The organism is Haloarcula quadrata, assembly GCF_003634715.1.
GTDB classification, from domain to species: Archaea; Halobacteriota; Halobacteria; order Halobacteriales; family Haloarculaceae; genus Haloarcula; species Haloarcula marismortui.
In genome coordinates this window covers 686,892-701,745 of the sequence record NZ_RBWW01000001.1, presented here as the reverse complement: position 1 = coordinate 701,745, position 14,854 = coordinate 686,892, and the positions used below count along the sequence as shown (strand labels likewise).

The following is a 14,854-nucleotide window of genomic DNA, read 5'->3' as shown; positions in this document are numbered from 1 at the left end:
GCCTCGGCGGTCGGCCTCCACCGCACCGAACGGAGGCCGCCTCGGCGTGTGCAACGCGAAACATCGGGCTGTTGCCCATCGGCGGGGAGCCAACCCGAGTCTGCCACGCCACACGCGCGTTCGGTGGAGAAACCCAACGATGAACGCAACTCCACCGCACGAAGCGATGAACCGCTATCTCAAAGACAAGTCCACCGACGTTACCGACTCCACGCTGTCGAACTACCAGACCACGTTGAACGTCTTCTGCGACTGGCTCACCGATAAGGGCGGGGTAGAGAATCTGAACGAACTGACGAGCGACGAAATCCAGCGATTCAAAGAGTGGCGGCTTGAGAACGTCCAGACCATCACCCTCAAGACCGACATGACCTGCGTCAAGGGCTTCGTCCGGTTCTGCGAACACATCAACGCTGTACCGGATGGCATGAGCCAATTGGTGCGTATCCCGAAGCCGAACCCCGAAGACGAGGTGTCCGACGACATCCTCACCCGGGACGAAGCAACGGAGATACTGGACTACCTCGAAAAGCACGAGTACGCCAGCCTGCGCCACGTCATCTTCGCGGTACTCTGGAAGACCGGGATGCGCCGGAGTTCGCTGTATGCACTCGATAAGCGCGATTTCGAAGACGGCGCGAGTCCCTACCTCCGGGTTCGTCACCGACCGGACACCGAGACACCGCTCAAGAACAAGCGAAAGGGCGAGCGTGACGTTCGTATCAGCGGCGAGGTCGCCGACATCGTCCGTGACTACCTCCGGTTCAACCATCCCGATGAGGAAGACGACCACGGACGCACGCCGTTACTCATGTCCACGCACGGGAAGCGGTGTGAACCTTCGACTATCCAGCGGAACGTCTACACCGTGACTCGTCCCTGTCATTACACCGGGGAGTGTCCGATGGACCGCGACATTGACGAGTGCGAGGCGACCTCGTACAATACCGCAAGCAAATGTCCGGCCTCGATAAGCCCGCACGCGCTCCGGCGCGGCTACGTAACCGAAGCGTTGAACGCTGGACAGCCGAAGGAGGTGACTGCGGATAGGGTGGACATGACTCACGACATCATGGAGAAGCACTACGACAAGGCGACGAAGAACGAGCAGATGGAGCGACGGGAGGATTATTTGAAAGATATTTAAACAATATACTCAGACATTTCCTTAAAACTCTCTTCAATCAAGAGTTTTCTCAGTTCCTCTTGGTAGTTATCATGGTTTAGAAGTACGACGCTTGAGGATTCGGCTAATCGACTTAAATCACCATACTGTTCTTCAGATAGGCCTTTAACGATTGTAATCAGGTCGCAATCAGCCTGTTCGGCGTACTCTTTCGGCTTTCGAATTAATTCAGAGCGCAACTCTCCTGCGTCTTTATTGTTTGCTGGTGCTTCGCTTACCTCATCATTACCTTCTTGTAAATAATCTTTAACTTCAATTGCATAGGTCGTTCCGAAGCCGCCAAGCGGTAATGCAGCAACATCAAAATCAGGATTATCTCCAACATCAACCTCAATACGAATATTATCCAAAGCCACAGATGTTAATTCCTGAACAGTTTCAAACACTTCTTCCTCAAAATCATCTTCATGGATGTCTTGATGCCAGCCTTCTAAGTTAGAATTCTCAGTTATACGTTCGTCAAAATAGTCATGGACAATTTCGCCGCCGTTTTTGAATATTTTCATATCCGCATAATCGCCGACATATGTTTCTATCTCTTGTATTTCCGACCCGAAGAACCCAACCATTTTTTCAGCATCGTGAGCAGACTTCGATAAGAGCGCTATCCGAAGTTCTTTCGAACGCTCATCTGGTCGCCGACGCCGTTTGGTTTCTTCACCCAATACGAACAAGAGAACAGGTTCTTCTGTCTTGTCCCCGGTATATTTCGTAGCGTAAACGCTCTCCGAACTCGGAGGTCGGCCTCTGAACCCTACTGTTATTCTTTCGTTGGAAAATAGAACCTCTTGTGCCAAAGTAGAAACTGGTTCTCCAAATTCCTCAACCTGCTCAGAGATTTGCTCTCTCTGCTCTTCTATTAACTCCCTAACACGCTGATTGAATTCCTCTCTGGGATTTACCTTCTGAAAGTCTTCTTCGTTCTTTTCTACAATTCGGGAGTAAAAGAATTCTGATGGCACTTGTTCGGCATGTCGCCCAGTTTCAGGAACCATTTTAATATGGTCGAGATGCATCAATTGGGTTCACCATCCGTCTTTAGCTAAGATGAGAACCGCGTGACAGCGACGGCTTATCGAGGCTATTTTTCGAGAGGAATGAGGAGGAGAAGTCTGTGCACAACCCTCGCTCCTCAACGAGAATCATGCGTCGGCTCACTACGCTTTTTCCCTCTGAGTTCCTCGAAGAGCACGCCGAGGAACTCGGCGTGGTCGAGCGAGAAGGCAAGCTTCAGATTCCTGTCCTCGTGTGGGCGCTCGTGTTCGGCTTCGCCGCAGGCGAGAGCCGAACACTCGCTGGGTTCAGGCGCTGCTACAACGCCACAGCTGACGAACCGATCTCTTCTGGCGGCTTCTATCACCGGTTGACACCGACGCTGGCAGAGTATCTCCGCGACCTCGTCGAGCGCGGCCTCGACGAGGTCGCTGTTCCAGACGCTTTTGACGCTGATATCGACCGATTCAGGGACGTGATGATCGCTGATGGAACAGTGTTGCGGTTGCACGAATTCCTCTCTGATGAGTTCCAAGCCCGTCACGAGGAGCAGGCTGGAGCGAAGCTCCACCTGCTCCACAACGCCACCGACCAGACAATTGAACGGATCGACGTAACGGACGAGAAAACGCACGACAGCACGCTGTTCAACACAGGTTCGTGGCTACAAGGACGGCTAGTTCTGTTCGATCGAGCGTACTTCAAGTACCGCCGTTTCGCGTTGATCGACGAGAACGATGGCTACTTCGTGAGTCGGCTGAAGCAGAACGCGAATCCGGTGATAACGGCGGAATTACGGGAATGGCGCGGCCGCGCCATTCCCTTGGAGGGCAAGCAGATCCACGATGTGGTCGATGACCTCTCGCGGAAGTACATCGACGTAGAGGTCGAAGCGGAATTCAAGCGAGGGCAGTACGAGGGAACGCGGTCACTGGATACGAAGCGGTTCCGCGTCGTCGGCGTCCGCAACGAGGACGCCGACGACTACCATCTCTACATAACGAATCTGCCGAGAGAGGAGTTCCTGCCGTCAGATCTAGCGACGCTGTACCGGTGTCGATGGGAAGTAGAAACTCTGTTCCGTGAGTTGAAGACGCAGTATGAACTGGACGAATTCGACACGAACAACCCTGATGTCGTGAAAATTCTACTATACGCTGCGTTGCTGTCACTGCTGGTGAGCCGGGAGTTGTTGGATCTGGTCACCGAGCAGGCCGACGATGAGATCGTGTTTCCGCCGGAACGCTGGGCGGCGACCTTCCGGTCGCACGCCCAGCTCATCCTCCACAAACTCGGCGAGTACCTCGGTTACTCGCCACCGCCGTTGTTGGAGCGGCTAATCGAAGACGCTCAGAAGATTCATCAGCAACGGCCGATCTTACAGGAGACACTCGCTACCGCTACACAACCGAGGTGTGAGTCTTAGCTAAAGACGAATGCCTATTGAAATTATATTTTTCATTGTTTTGTTGACAGAGTTAATTCGTTGGAAGTTCGTTCTGTTTCACTCGAATGAGTCAGTACACGAGTAGGTGGACTGTCTATCATACATTGTTGGGTCTGATACTCAATCCGGGTAGACTCACGTATGCCGAACCAAGACCAGTCTGTTTCGCTAGTTGGAGTGGCGTAACGAACGTTTCCACGTAACAAGGCGGAAAAGTCCCATTTTTCAAGCACCTCAGGAAACCACATATATACTCTCCGAGGGTAGTTCTCCCTGAATAATGACAGACGGTGAAGATGAGTCTGAGGCAGATATGAATCAATCTGAGGATTCGAATCCAGTCGAAGATGATTCTGAACCCACGGATACTACTGAAATACCAGAGTCAGTATCAGCGATTGCGGCGTTCAATTCTATAGAAAACTCGGGGACGTTTTCTGCTCTCCAACCGATAGAGTCCTTGAACGATTCAAGCAGGTTCTCAGTGTTGAATCAGATGAGTACATTAGAGTACTCCGAGATATTCTCGGCTCTTGGGGCGATGGATTCTCTGAATAATTCCGGACTTATATCAACAATGAATAGGATAAGTTCGTTCAGGAATCCTGTGACGAATTCGACTATGGCTTCACTGAATAGTCTTGATTCTTCAATATCTTCTACTCTGCGTGCGATGAGTGAGTTAGACACACTTCAATATCCTGTAATTGGACAATTAGGTTCCGAGCTATTCTCCACTATAAGTGCCATAGGGAAGTTGGACTCTGCCGTTTATCCTACGGGCCAACTGGATTCCACACTATTCTCTACGATGAGCGCGATAGATAGCTTGGAAACCACACTCCTCCCTACAATCCTCGCAGCAAGCAAGTTTGATGCATCCATCTTTTCGGGATTCAACGCAATTGATAATGTTGGCAACGGTGTGCAAACTGGTTTGATAATTAGTCCTGAAGCATCTGGTGCAGTCGGAACCAGTTCACAGTCATCAGTTTCACCTGCAAATGATATTCAGGAGCCGTTTGAGGACTCGAACACCGCAGCGTCAGAAATTGAAGATTATCTGTATGAGGTAAGAACCCAGATTACATTTCAGCGTACATATCAGGCTTTAGAACGTTATGGGGACAAAATTGACAGGAATACTCTCCTATTCATCGCTTTTCAGTTACTAAACTCAATGCCAGTATTCATCGCAGGCTCAGGTGGTGCGGCTGCCACAGTAGCAGGGTCAATTCTTGGCATCATCGTCTTTGAGAGAACACGAGACTAACCCGTTGGAAGTTCGCTCACTGAACCGGTTAGAAATTTCGGCCTGACAATGAACAGAGGGGCTACATTTGTCTATACATAGGTATAAATGAGCAGGCTTGACTAGCTTTCGGCGGGTATTCAACCATTATTCAGAGAATTACAGGCAGGTGTAATTATATCAGTGCTACCGGTGTACTCTATATGAAGGATGGCCTACATTCGAATCACCGTCCTTGCGACTACGCAGGAGTTGATAAATAATCGGATGAATATCCTGATAGACAGGGCTGAGGAACGCGGAATCAGTTACTTCGGGCCGTACAATTATCATCAGGAGTCAAGAGAAGGTAGGACATATTGGCGGCAGGCTATTGGGTTCAGAGACAGGGAATCAGCCATCAGAGACGTTCTTGATACACCTGTTCCAGATTATCTTCACCGTTATATTGAAGAACCAAGAACTTCTGAAGAGACAGATATCGTCGATATGGAATCCAAATCACCTGCTTTCCCACTACCAGAAAAAAACGAAGGAGATGCTAATAAAAAGGGTCAAAATAATTCTGGAGAAATAACCACGTTAGCTGGAAACGTCACAGGATTGGATGGCATTGAAAAGCTCCGTAAACAGGCGAAGAATAGTGGAAATGCCTCAATAAGTACCACGTGTAATACTAATCCCACTCAAGAATACAGTCGCTCCTCGAAGGTCCGAGAATACGTAAAAGCGCGCGCCAATGGGACCTGCGAAGGATGCGGGAATCCTGCCCCGTTCACAAGCAAGACTGGCGAGCCTTATCTCCACGCACATCATATATACGAGCTTAGCGAAGGAGGAGAAGATACTATAGAAACTGTTGTCGCCTTATGCCCAAATTGTCACTATCGAGTTCACCACGGAGAAAATGGGGAGGAGTACAATCAAGAGTTACTGGAAACTGTCCAAAACATCGAGAGCTTCGGTGAGGGGTAGTTACAAGCTCCGACCCGACCGTTCTATTATCAATGAAGTTCGTCCTGTCCATTGCATCTGAGATTGTGAGACAGCGATAACGCGGGCCGGTATGCAAATGCCTGAACCGAAACATGGTCTACGATTCATCCCCCTGATTTCGTGTGGAACGTTGACGCGGAGTCGAAACTGGTCAACAAAAGCCGAAGTGAATGAATAGCGAGAGTTTGTTCAGCGAGTCACTCGAAGAGAGGCAAGACTCCAATCCCTATCGCAATGTCAGCCGCGGGAAGGGCCACAGGCCGCCCCAGCTCCGCGCCGTCGCTGGTCCTTCCCGATGAATACAGCTCGAAAATCTGGCTGAGAGCCATCTGTACTGTAATCGGAGTTACCAAAGTACTGGAGGCGAGCGCCGTCCAATGTGCCAACCTCTGAAGCCCGCCATCGAATCATTGAGCTACCTAAAGTTGTATGAGCTGAATTACTAATTTCGGTCTACAACAGTCTCTTTATTATGAAGTCATGTTTTCTGGTCTCTTCGTCTGCTACACCCCGCAATTTTAACAGCGGGAAGGTCCGCCGGGGGTTTACCTGCGCGTTGCTGTTAGGTAAAACCTCGGTGGAGAACCCGCGCCCTTCCCGAGGAATAACAGTGGGGTGTGAATTATGTGGTATTAGATGTTTAATAGGAGTGAGTTCACACCTACGATATTCTACACTTCTATATATCCGTCTGGGCTGTAGTCCGCATGGAATATATCTGGGTCATTGTGACCCGGTTGCTCCTTGACCTGCATCCATGAGTAGTCACGGCACTTTTTGAGTGTATCGTAGACGTGTCTCCGACTACTGGTTGTGTTTTCTTCAATGGTCCGAGGGGCCACTCCATTGCTTGAACTGACGTAATCAAGAATCTCCTTTTCTTTCGTTCGGAACACGCTTACGTTGTCTATTTTTTTATCAATGTACTTGTCAGGCAGAACGTTTGTCATTACAAACACAGTTGCTCCGTTGTCTGGTTGCTGTGGTGAACGGGCGTATCGCCCACAGGCTTGCAGGACTCTTTTTTCCCGAACGTCAGCAATAAGTTCCATGGCAATATTAGCGTCTTCTCCGACCCACTGTTGTCCCTGATAATTGTCGTCTTCGTCACGTCTCGGAAATGCTTTTTTATCGAGAAGTGCTATCCAGTCTCTGATATCTTCGTCACTGGGGCTGATACAACCCGCAACAACGCCAGCCTGCTCTGAGTCAAAGTGTTCGACTGATTTTTCATTCCCGAAGTAGATGGTCTCGGGTATATTTATCCCAGCTTCAGACAGTTGTTCCGCAAGGTCGTCTACGAACCGTTTTGAGGTAATTCCCGTTGTGAATCCAGCCCCATACTCTCGCCGGAGGGTGTTACAGAGAACGCTCACTTTCGAGTGATTGTACCCTTCTCTCGTCCATGAGTACTTGTTATCTCCTACCTGAACGATAGTCAGATTCCGCTGATTTCGACGCCAGTTGTGCAAGTTGTCAGTGTCGACAATATTCTCTATTTCGACATCCCAAACCGTGTTTGCCTTCCACTTCGGCAGTGTTGGATAGGCATCGAGACCGATGACACACCGGGCTTCGCTAAAGTCAGGAATCGCTTGCAGAAGGCGGATATCATTCTGGTCGTTGAACACAACACGGATAGTTACCTGCTGGTCTGGTCCATCAAAATGGGGATTGAGGGTGGGGTACGTATATTCTGTTGTCCCAACCCATCGGTCGTGAGGACGCTTCTCGGCGGTGAGAATCGTTTTAACGATGCCGGGGGCAAGAGCATGGGCATTGGAATCGGTCATAAACCAGCCGGTATCCGGTTCTTTGAGTGCGTTGCGAAGCGGCTCAAAGTCAACATCGAAGTTTCCGGTTATTCCTGCCATCAGGTCTTCCCATGTTTTTATAGGCGCGTCAATTTCGTCAAGATAGCTACTGACCATCTGGTGCAACCGTCCGGGAGCTATGTCTTGAGTGAAATCTGGACGCTCGTCTATAATCAGGTTGCAGTCCTCGATGAGTTGCGGGACACGAGCGAACTGATGGGTCGCATGGAGAACATCATACTCAATCTCCCCGTCGCCGTTTCGAGGGACATCTGTCCATTGCGTTGTTGACGGACAGTCCTTACCGTTCTCACAGCAGGGAAGAGTATGGCGGTATTTGCGTTCAAACTCGCCATGAACGACCGAAATATGTAGCCCGCGCTTTTCGCACATAGTTTTGAACCACTCCGATGGCTCCGTTCCATCCGGCGAGGTTATAGGAGTATTACCCTCTTTATTATCTGAGTCGTAGTCCCCTCTGGCGAGTGGGCAAGCGTCTTTACGTCCGTACAAGACTTTAGCAGTTGCGTGTGAATCTTTGCTTTTCGCTATTGCATCGTCACGAGCGTCAGTAGTACCGGATAGGAAGACGACGGGTTGTTCCTCAGTAATTTTCGGATGGCTTCGCCACCGGGTAGTACTCGGAGTGTGCGTCTTTCCCGACGAGGTCGGCGACTTAATCACGCCGTTCTTGCCATTCTGCATCATTGTCCGAAGTCTCGTCTTCAGTGACTGCCTGATATCGCCTGTACTGGGACCTTTGCGGACGATTTTGTATCCATCTTCAGTTTCCCGCAGTTTATCGTTTTTGACGGCTTCTTGGATGACTCTTCCAGCAGTTGCGTTGTTAGTGACCTTCCCGCTGGTTTTTAGAGCAGCCACAAGATTTCCACGTTTCAGAGCATCGCCCGCTTCGAAGTTCAATGAGCGGCTAAAGGCGAGGTTGAAAACAGCTGACCAATTGATGTTCTGTACGTCACTACCGACGGTCTTGATTGCAGGTTTCAAGTGTAGTTTAGGACGAAGCAGGGAATGAGTTAGACCACACCTACACGGTCGAGAGCGTGTCATAGAATCCATCTCATAGCATCTCACAGCCCGGCTCGTTTCCTCGCTCGTAGTTGGTGATTGCAACGACGAGCCGTAGGCAGAGCGCAACGAACACTTCTGTTCGAGCGTGGACGCGGCCTCGGGCGCGGACGTGCCCGAGGCCGCAGTCCTTGACGGCATCGTTAGTTCGTTCGACTCCTATCCGGTGGTTGTACGTCTCGTCCAAGATGGACTGTTTGAGCAGAACTTCCTCACTGTGTTCGGTGATACGATCTTCGACCCTATACTCGATATCGAGCGGATCGTCGGTATTTCGCGGGTTGTACGGGGCAATTGGCACGACCCCTGCGGCCAGCAGGTGGTCGTGCCAATCGAGGATATCGTATGCGCTGTCTCCAAGCATCCAGATGGGTGTATCGACGGCGAGCGCGTCACACGTGACGCGCATCGCCGTCTCTTGATCCGCTTGTTTGCTCTGTGTGAACTCCGCTGCTATCGGAATCTTTGGACCGGTCGAGACGATCGTACAGCCGAAGCCGTAGTAGTGTTCCTCAGCTGTTGGGTCGTAGTTCCACGAGGCGGCGTCGTTGTACTGGACCGCTTCGATGTGGGTTGAGTCGATGGAGTACGTCGAGTCGAGCAGGCCCCGGCAGGCGGCCTGCTCGACGAGTCTCTTGAAGACATCATCGATGACGTGTTCGAGATCGGTAAGAAACCGGTCAACTGTGTCTCTGGATGGTGGTTTGTCGAGTCCGCAGTAGTACCAGACGAGGCTGTGCTGGAGTTCTCGTGTGACTGGACGTGTGCCGTATACATCCTTGTAGTAGCAGTGTAGAAAGCCGCGAAAGAGGTCTGGTGGCTCATGGACTCGTGTTCGCCCCCGCCCCGAGGGGGCGAACACGTCGTACTCCAGCAGAAACTCGAACTCAAGATGCTCGAACAGCGGTACTGTCTCGGTAGCCGCCGCATTCAAGAAGTCGTTAACCGAACCTCAGTCGATCACATCGGGTTAGAGTAAGCGTCTGCTTGGAGAGGATGTGCAGTCAACCCAAGCAGACAGCGAGATAGAGGAAGAGCACCTGCTTAATTTTGTCGTCAACAGTCTCGAAGAGGAGCTCACGGTAGACCTCGACGAGAACGTAGAGGTCACGACAGAGACATTGTGCGAGGTCCTCGCCGGCGCCAGCGCCGGCGGGACCTCAATCAACCACGTCTGCGAAACGACTGACGACTCACCGCACGCCAATACCGTGCGTGGACATCTTACCGATCAGTTTGAGCTTGATTCGGTTGAGGCGGTTGGAGACACACTGTTACAACGAGATGCGCTTGCGACACTGCCAGATCGACCGGTGGAGGTCTGCGCAGACCTCCACCTCGATCCCTACTACGGTGATGAGGACGAAACTGAGGCTCTGTACTCCTCACAGGCCAAGCGTGGAACAACGACGTTTCACGCCTATGCGACGCTCTACGTGCGCGTACGCAACAAGCGGTACACGCTGGCGGTTCGCCAGCTCGTCGCTGGCGAAACCACCAGCGATGTCCTCGCCGAGTTCCTGGAACTCCTTGACGGCCTTGACCTCGGCGTCAAGGCCGTCTACCTTGATCGGGGTTTCTACAACAGCACCTGTCTCAAGCTGCTGTACGCGCACAATTACGCCTATGTGATGCCGATCGTCAAGTGGGGTGAGACGATTCAAAACAAACTCAGCGAAGGCTGGAGCCGCGAGATCGAACACGATCTCGCTGGCGAGGTGGAGTTCCCTGTGTTCATCGACTGCGTGTACCAGCAGGGACGGTACGACGAACACGGGGTGGCGCGTCACGGCTACGCCGCTGACGCGCCCTTTATCGACACGCCACGAGATGCACGAGAGCACTACAGCAAGCGCTTCGGCATCGAATCAAGCTACCGATTAGCCAAGCAGAGCCTCGCTTTCACTAGTTCTCAGGATGCTGGACTGCGGTTGGTAATGTTTGTAGTGAGCCTACTGCTTCAGAACAGTTGGCGATATCTCCACTGGAGGTACGTGGCGGCGCCCCGCCGTGGGGGCCGCCGCCTCTTGCAGTGGTCGTTCACGGAGTTTTGCGAAATGACGCTCCGCGCAGCTTGGACAGCACTTGGTGTCCGCAGGACTGTTCCAGCGAACCAGCCACTTGACGACCGGTTCTTCCGGTAGCTGTCCATCTGTCCGGACAGCGGTCGTCAGTGGTGACACTGTCGCGTCGGCGGCAGTCCGCCGCCGACAGCGACGGTCCATCCCGAAAATCATGCTCACTAGCGGTTCGAAGATGCTCCACAGCTAGTTCGGTTTGGTTCACCGTCATCAAACGGGGTTACGCGGCTGTCGATGTGATCGACTGAACCTACGTCCTGCAGGGTCGCGGTTGTGTTGGACACACTTTCCGCACCCTGCTGCTTTGCATGTGGCGCTTTCTATGACACGCTCCGGTCGATGTAGCGCAACTCACATCGCTCTCAGACGGAATTGGTTAAAATCCTCCGAGAAACTGCCTCTATCAAAAAAACAGTAGACCCGCACAAATAACCCTTCTTATTTGATGTTATATCCCAATATTTTCTTAATATTGTAATTCTACATCTGAGAAATTCGGCAAAATAGACTGAGCATTGAATGCGGTTGGCTACTAAAAGTATGGGGCAGGGGTGGTCGCCAATGTGCCAACCGCCTACTGAATATCAGATGAAGCCATATCCTCCATGACTACCGTTTTTATTTCAGTACATATCTTCGGAATTCAGACGGCAACGTACCTTATTCCTCTGGAATCCACCAAATGCTGTTTCTACCCCCTATGTCTTTCCCGGTCAGCTGTTCCTCGTCTTGGAGGGCTGATAGCCGCTTATACGTGGCACTCCGCTTGATAGGTAGTTGTTCAGTCACCTCGGCAGTCGAAAGGACAGGGTCGTCAGTATCTTCGAAAAGTTGTAGAATTTCCTCGTCAGTCACTCGGGGCTTCCGTCCGGATTTTGAACCGTCACTCATGTCTTATCGTTTGTTCTGTGGGCTGTAAATAACTACCGTGAACGGGATTAACCCTGTTTGTGCGCACCCCAAGGTCTACAATCGGTGGTTTTAATTGTTTACCGTCTAAGGTAGAAATACGAAGGTCGCCTATCTCATGGGGCATTGCAGTTCGAAAACGCCCGGTGCTGGTACACCGGACAGGTGGTCTTCGTGGTGACAAAGACCAATGCAATCTACAGATAGCAGTTCGGAAAAGCGTGTCGTTGAGGAATTGAATTTCGACGCAAAGACAGCGCGGAGGGCCGGATGGAAAGCCTTCGAGTTCTCCATCGAAGCACCTCATCTCGTAGGTGTAACCAACGCCAGCTACGGCTTCAAGAAGAATGACCATTCCTACCTCGTCGGCGTGGAAGAGCGTGAGGGCCTGCACGTCCCCGCAGAGTGTGAGTGTAAGGCCGACCGTTATGATGATAACCACGACTGCAAGCACAAGGTCGCGCTCGCAACAGTTGGTGGCCCTGTGGTCCTACAAGCCGCTGTGGACTTCGAGAACGCCGCGGCGGGCTTCCCGGTGACAACCTCGGAAAGCGTCCCGACGGGGGCTGACAAACTCGAAACAGACGGCGGGACGGTAACCGTCACCAACGACTCGGACTCCTGTGAGAACGGTGACGAACGTTGTAACGGCCCTGACGGTACGGGGCTTCCCTGCTTCAACTACTTCGAGGTGAACCAATGACGGACCACTCTAACGACGAGCGCACCGTGCGCTGTCCAGTCGAAGGATGTGACGCAACGCCGCTCGCGCGCGGTGTCAATCTCCACATCAACAGGTCCAGCGGAGACGGGCATGGCCCGCGTGGAGAGGTTCCAGATGATATCTCGCTGGACCATTTGGAGACTGTCGGCGAGCGCGAGGTTGAGATGGACTATCCCGAAAAGCGCGACAATGAGAAACACGCGCGCCTCTGCCCGTACTGCAATCAGACGTTCTCCGGCACGCAGGGTCTAATGATTCACCTTGGGCAGACGGCAGGCCGGAAGAACCACCCTGCCAACCCGAAAGACCGGCATGAACCCGGGGACTTTCCTCGCGTGAAGGTGGACGCAGAAGGAAATGTTCAGCAAGTCGCTGGCCCACAGGTGAACCCAACTGACAGCCGCGAAGAGGACTCAGTCCCAATGGCCCGCGTGTTCCGTCTGATTGCCAAGAGCGTGTCATAGAATCCTCCTCATAGTGTGAGCTTCTCACGACCCGGGTCGTCTCCTCGCTCGAAATTTGTGATTGCGACAACGATGCGGAGACACAGCGCAATGAACACCTCTGTTCGTGCGTGGACGCGGCCTCGGGCGCGAACGTGCCCGAGGCCGCAGTCCTTCACCGCATCGTTGGTGCGTTCGACTCCTGTACGGCGGTTGTACGTCTCATCCAAGACTGATTGCTTGAGCTGAACCTCCTCACTGTGTTCCTTGATACGGTCTTCGACCCTGTATTCGATATCGAGCGGGTCATCAGTGTTTCGTGGGTTGTACGGGGCGACTGGTACAATCCCTACTTCCAGCAGGAAGTCGTGCCACTCAAGAATGTCGTAGGCACTGTCTCCAAGCATCCAGATCGGTGTCCCGACGGCGAGCGCGTCTTTTGTGACGCGCATCGCCGTCTCAGCGTCTGCCTGCTTGCGTTGGGTGAATTCTGCTGCAATCGGGATCTTTGAACCGGTCGAAACGATCGTACAGCCGAACCCGTAGTAGTGCTCTTCGGCCGTTGAATCGTAGTTCCACGACGCATCGTCGTTGTACTGGATCGCTTCAACGTGCGTCGAATCGATAGAGTACGTTGAGTTGAGCAGGCCGCGGGCGGCGGCCTGCTCGACGAGCCTCTGGAAAACATCATCGATGACGTGTTCTAGGTCGGTGAGAAACCGGTCGATTGTGTCTCTGGATGGCGGTTTGTCGAGCCCGCAATAGTACCAGACGAGGCCGTGCTGAAGTTCTCGTGCAACCGGGCGTGTACCGTAGACATCCTCGTAGTAGCAGTGCAGAAAGCCGCGAAAGAGGTCTGGTGGCTGATGCACCCGTGTTCGCCCCCTCGAAGCGGGGGCGAACACGTCGTACTCTAGCAGAAACTCGAACTCAAGATGCTCAAACAGCGGTACTGTCTCGGTAGCCGCGACATTCAAGAAGGCGTCTACCGAATCCAAATCTTGCAGGGTTGCGGTTGTGCTGGACACACTTTCCGCACCCTGCTGCTTCGTATGTGACCCTTTCTATGACACGCTCTGCCAATCTTATTGCTGACGGTCAAACAAAGACTGCTAACCGAGTTCGGCGGGACCTTCTCGGTGTTGAACCAGACTCTCGCCCCCTGAGAAATACCATCCCTCACCGAGAGCTGTACGAAGCTCTGTTGACTCAGCGCCAAGCAGACAACCCTGACGAGAGTGTCACCGCCAGCATAGAGGAAGATGGTATCACAGTCTCCTGCCGTGGAGAGTCAGCACACTACACTTCTGACGAGGCCAGAGACATTGCAGCAGGGCTGGAGAGTCGGACAGATGAAGATGGAGAGATTAGGGACCTAATTGCGTTCTTTCGACATGGCGCAGACGTACTCGAAGGAAAGGAAGACCGGAGCCGCCAGATGAACTTCGAAGATTGGCGGTAGCTCTGGATACGCTCGCCTGAGATGTAGCTTCTCGAAAATGAGGGTGGAGTCAGGAGAGGTGACTTACTCGCGCCCTTCTCGGTGTCTAAGAGGGGAGAGAATACTACCTCGGATGGGGATATATAATCTCAAATTCTGAGGGCAATATTCTGTAACTTTCAGAAACCGCCTAACGGGGAAACGACCGCTCAAAAAAGTCATCAAAACACTACCGGCAAGGCGTGCCGCGCGACGGAGCGAACACACTACTCAAACGGTGTAATGGTTTTATAAAGAAGCGGCGACGTGTTGCGATTACCGAACGCGCGGAGCGCGTATGGACTCGCCGGGATTTGAACCCGGGGCCTCTTCCTTGCGAAGGAAGCGATCTGCCACTGATCTACGAGCCCGCGTGGTCTGCCACTCGAACGCGGAGTTATAAAAACCCTGCGCGTGAGAGCGGCCTTCGATAGCGATTC

12 protein-coding genes and 1 tRNA gene are annotated in these 14,854 nt (G+C 52.4%); 7 read left to right on the top strand and 6 right to left on the bottom strand.

The window, feature by feature from the left end; translation table 11 throughout:
• Positions 1 to 139 precede the first annotated feature (139 nt).
• A complete protein-coding gene (locus BDK61_RS03615; RefSeq protein ID WP_208644656.1) occupies positions 140 to 1,147 on the top strand; it encodes a tyrosine-type recombinase/integrase in 1,008 nt (335 codons plus the stop codon).
• On the opposite strand, the gene BDK61_RS03610 is transcribed toward BDK61_RS03615, so the two are convergent.
• Positions 1,144 to 2,202, bottom strand: a complete 1,059-nt coding sequence (locus BDK61_RS03610; protein WP_121302326.1) for a hypothetical protein — start codon at positions 2,200 to 2,202, stop codon at positions 1,144 to 1,146. The genes BDK61_RS03615 and BDK61_RS03610 overlap by 4 nt on opposite strands.
• Positions 2,203 to 2,330: 128 nt before the next feature.
• Between BDK61_RS03610 and BDK61_RS03605 the strand changes: the two genes are divergently transcribed.
• The 3 genes from BDK61_RS03605 (at position 2,331) to BDK61_RS03600 (ending at position 5,853) form a co-directional block, all read left to right on the top strand.
• Positions 2,331 to 3,605 carry an IS4-like element ISHma1 family transposase gene (locus tag BDK61_RS03605; RefSeq protein WP_121302325.1) on the top strand — a complete coding sequence of 425 codons (1,275 nt, stop codon included), beginning with the start codon at positions 2,331 to 2,333 and terminating at the stop codon, positions 3,603 to 3,605.
• 301 nt (positions 3,606 to 3,906) lie between these two features.
• Positions 3,907 to 4,899, top strand: coding sequence for a hypothetical protein (locus BDK61_RS22980; RefSeq protein ID WP_148709120.1), 993 nt, complete (start codon positions 3,907 to 3,909; stop codon positions 4,897 to 4,899).
• Between the two features lie 189 nt (positions 4,900 to 5,088).
• Positions 5,089 to 5,853 carry an HNH endonuclease gene (locus tag BDK61_RS03600; RefSeq protein WP_121302324.1) on the top strand — a complete coding sequence of 255 codons (765 nt, stop codon included), beginning with the start codon at positions 5,089 to 5,091 and terminating at the stop codon, positions 5,851 to 5,853.
• A gap of 692 nt (positions 5,854 to 6,545) precedes the next feature.
• Here the strand turns inward: BDK61_RS03600 and BDK61_RS03595 are convergent.
• Complete coding sequence (locus BDK61_RS03595) at positions 6,546 to 8,696, bottom strand: hypothetical protein (protein ID WP_148709119.1); 2,151 nt, start codon at positions 8,694 to 8,696, stop codon at positions 6,546 to 6,548.
• 73 nt (positions 8,697 to 8,769) lie between these two features.
• Positions 8,770 to 9,711 (bottom strand): transposase, encoded by a 942-nt coding sequence (locus tag BDK61_RS03590; RefSeq protein WP_121302322.1) that lies wholly within the window; start codon positions 9,709 to 9,711, stop codon positions 8,770 to 8,772.
• Between the two features lie 64 nt (positions 9,712 to 9,775).
• Between BDK61_RS03590 and BDK61_RS03585 the strand changes: the two genes are divergently transcribed.
• Positions 9,776 to 10,921: an ISH3 family transposase gene (locus BDK61_RS03585; RefSeq protein WP_121302321.1), complete on the top strand. Its 1,146-nt coding sequence runs from the start codon at positions 9,776 to 9,778 to the stop codon at positions 10,919 to 10,921.
• A gap of 597 nt (positions 10,922 to 11,518) precedes the next feature.
• Here the strand turns inward: BDK61_RS03585 and BDK61_RS03575 are convergent.
• Positions 11,519 to 11,713 (bottom strand): hypothetical protein, encoded by a 195-nt coding sequence (locus tag BDK61_RS03575; protein ID WP_244209670.1) that lies wholly within the window; start codon positions 11,711 to 11,713, stop codon positions 11,519 to 11,521.
• 244 nt (positions 11,714 to 11,957) lie between these two features.
• Between BDK61_RS03575 and BDK61_RS03570 the strand changes: the two genes are divergently transcribed.
• Together BDK61_RS03570 and BDK61_RS03565 are read left to right on the top strand one after the other, a co-directional pair.
• Positions 11,958 to 12,470, top strand: coding sequence for a hypothetical protein (locus BDK61_RS03570; RefSeq protein ID WP_121302318.1), 513 nt, complete (start codon positions 11,958 to 11,960; stop codon positions 12,468 to 12,470).
• Positions 12,467 to 12,955: a hypothetical protein gene (locus BDK61_RS03565; RefSeq protein ID WP_121302317.1), complete on the top strand. Its 489-nt coding sequence runs from the start codon at positions 12,467 to 12,469 to the stop codon at positions 12,953 to 12,955. The genes BDK61_RS03570 and BDK61_RS03565 overlap by 4 nt, the downstream gene beginning before the upstream one ends.
• An 8-nt stretch (positions 12,956 to 12,963) precedes the next feature.
• Here BDK61_RS03565 and BDK61_RS03560 read toward each other — a convergent pair whose 3' ends face one another.
• Positions 12,964 to 13,962 (bottom strand): transposase, encoded by a 999-nt coding sequence (locus BDK61_RS03560; protein ID WP_121302241.1) that lies wholly within the window; start codon positions 13,960 to 13,962, stop codon positions 12,964 to 12,966.
• A gap of 751 nt (positions 13,963 to 14,713) precedes the next feature.
• Positions 14,714 to 14,785: transfer RNA gene (locus tag BDK61_RS03550), tRNA-Ala, on the bottom strand.
• Between the last annotated feature and the right edge of the window lie 69 nt (positions 14,786 to 14,854).

Excerpts from the sequence above, each read along its gene's own strand:
- BDK61_RS03615 (WP_208644656.1), top strand. The coding sequence starts at position 140 with ATGAACGCAACTCCACCGCACGAAGCGATGAACCGCTATCTCAAAGAC.
- BDK61_RS03610 (WP_121302326.1), bottom strand. The coding sequence starts at position 2,202 with ATGCATCTCGACCATATTAAAATGGTTCCTGAAACTGGGCGACATGCC.
- BDK61_RS03605 (WP_121302325.1), top strand. The coding sequence starts at position 2,331 with ATGCGTCGGCTCACTACGCTTTTTCCCTCTGAGTTCCTCGAAGAGCAC.
- BDK61_RS22980 (WP_148709120.1), top strand. The coding sequence starts at position 3,907 with ATGACAGACGGTGAAGATGAGTCTGAGGCAGATATGAATCAATCTGAG.
- BDK61_RS03600 (WP_121302324.1), top strand. The coding sequence starts at position 5,089 with ATGGCCTACATTCGAATCACCGTCCTTGCGACTACGCAGGAGTTGATA.
- BDK61_RS03570 (WP_121302318.1), top strand. The coding sequence starts at position 11,958 with ATGCAATCTACAGATAGCAGTTCGGAAAAGCGTGTCGTTGAGGAATTG.
- BDK61_RS03565 (WP_121302317.1), top strand. The coding sequence starts at position 12,467 with ATGACGGACCACTCTAACGACGAGCGCACCGTGCGCTGTCCAGTCGAA.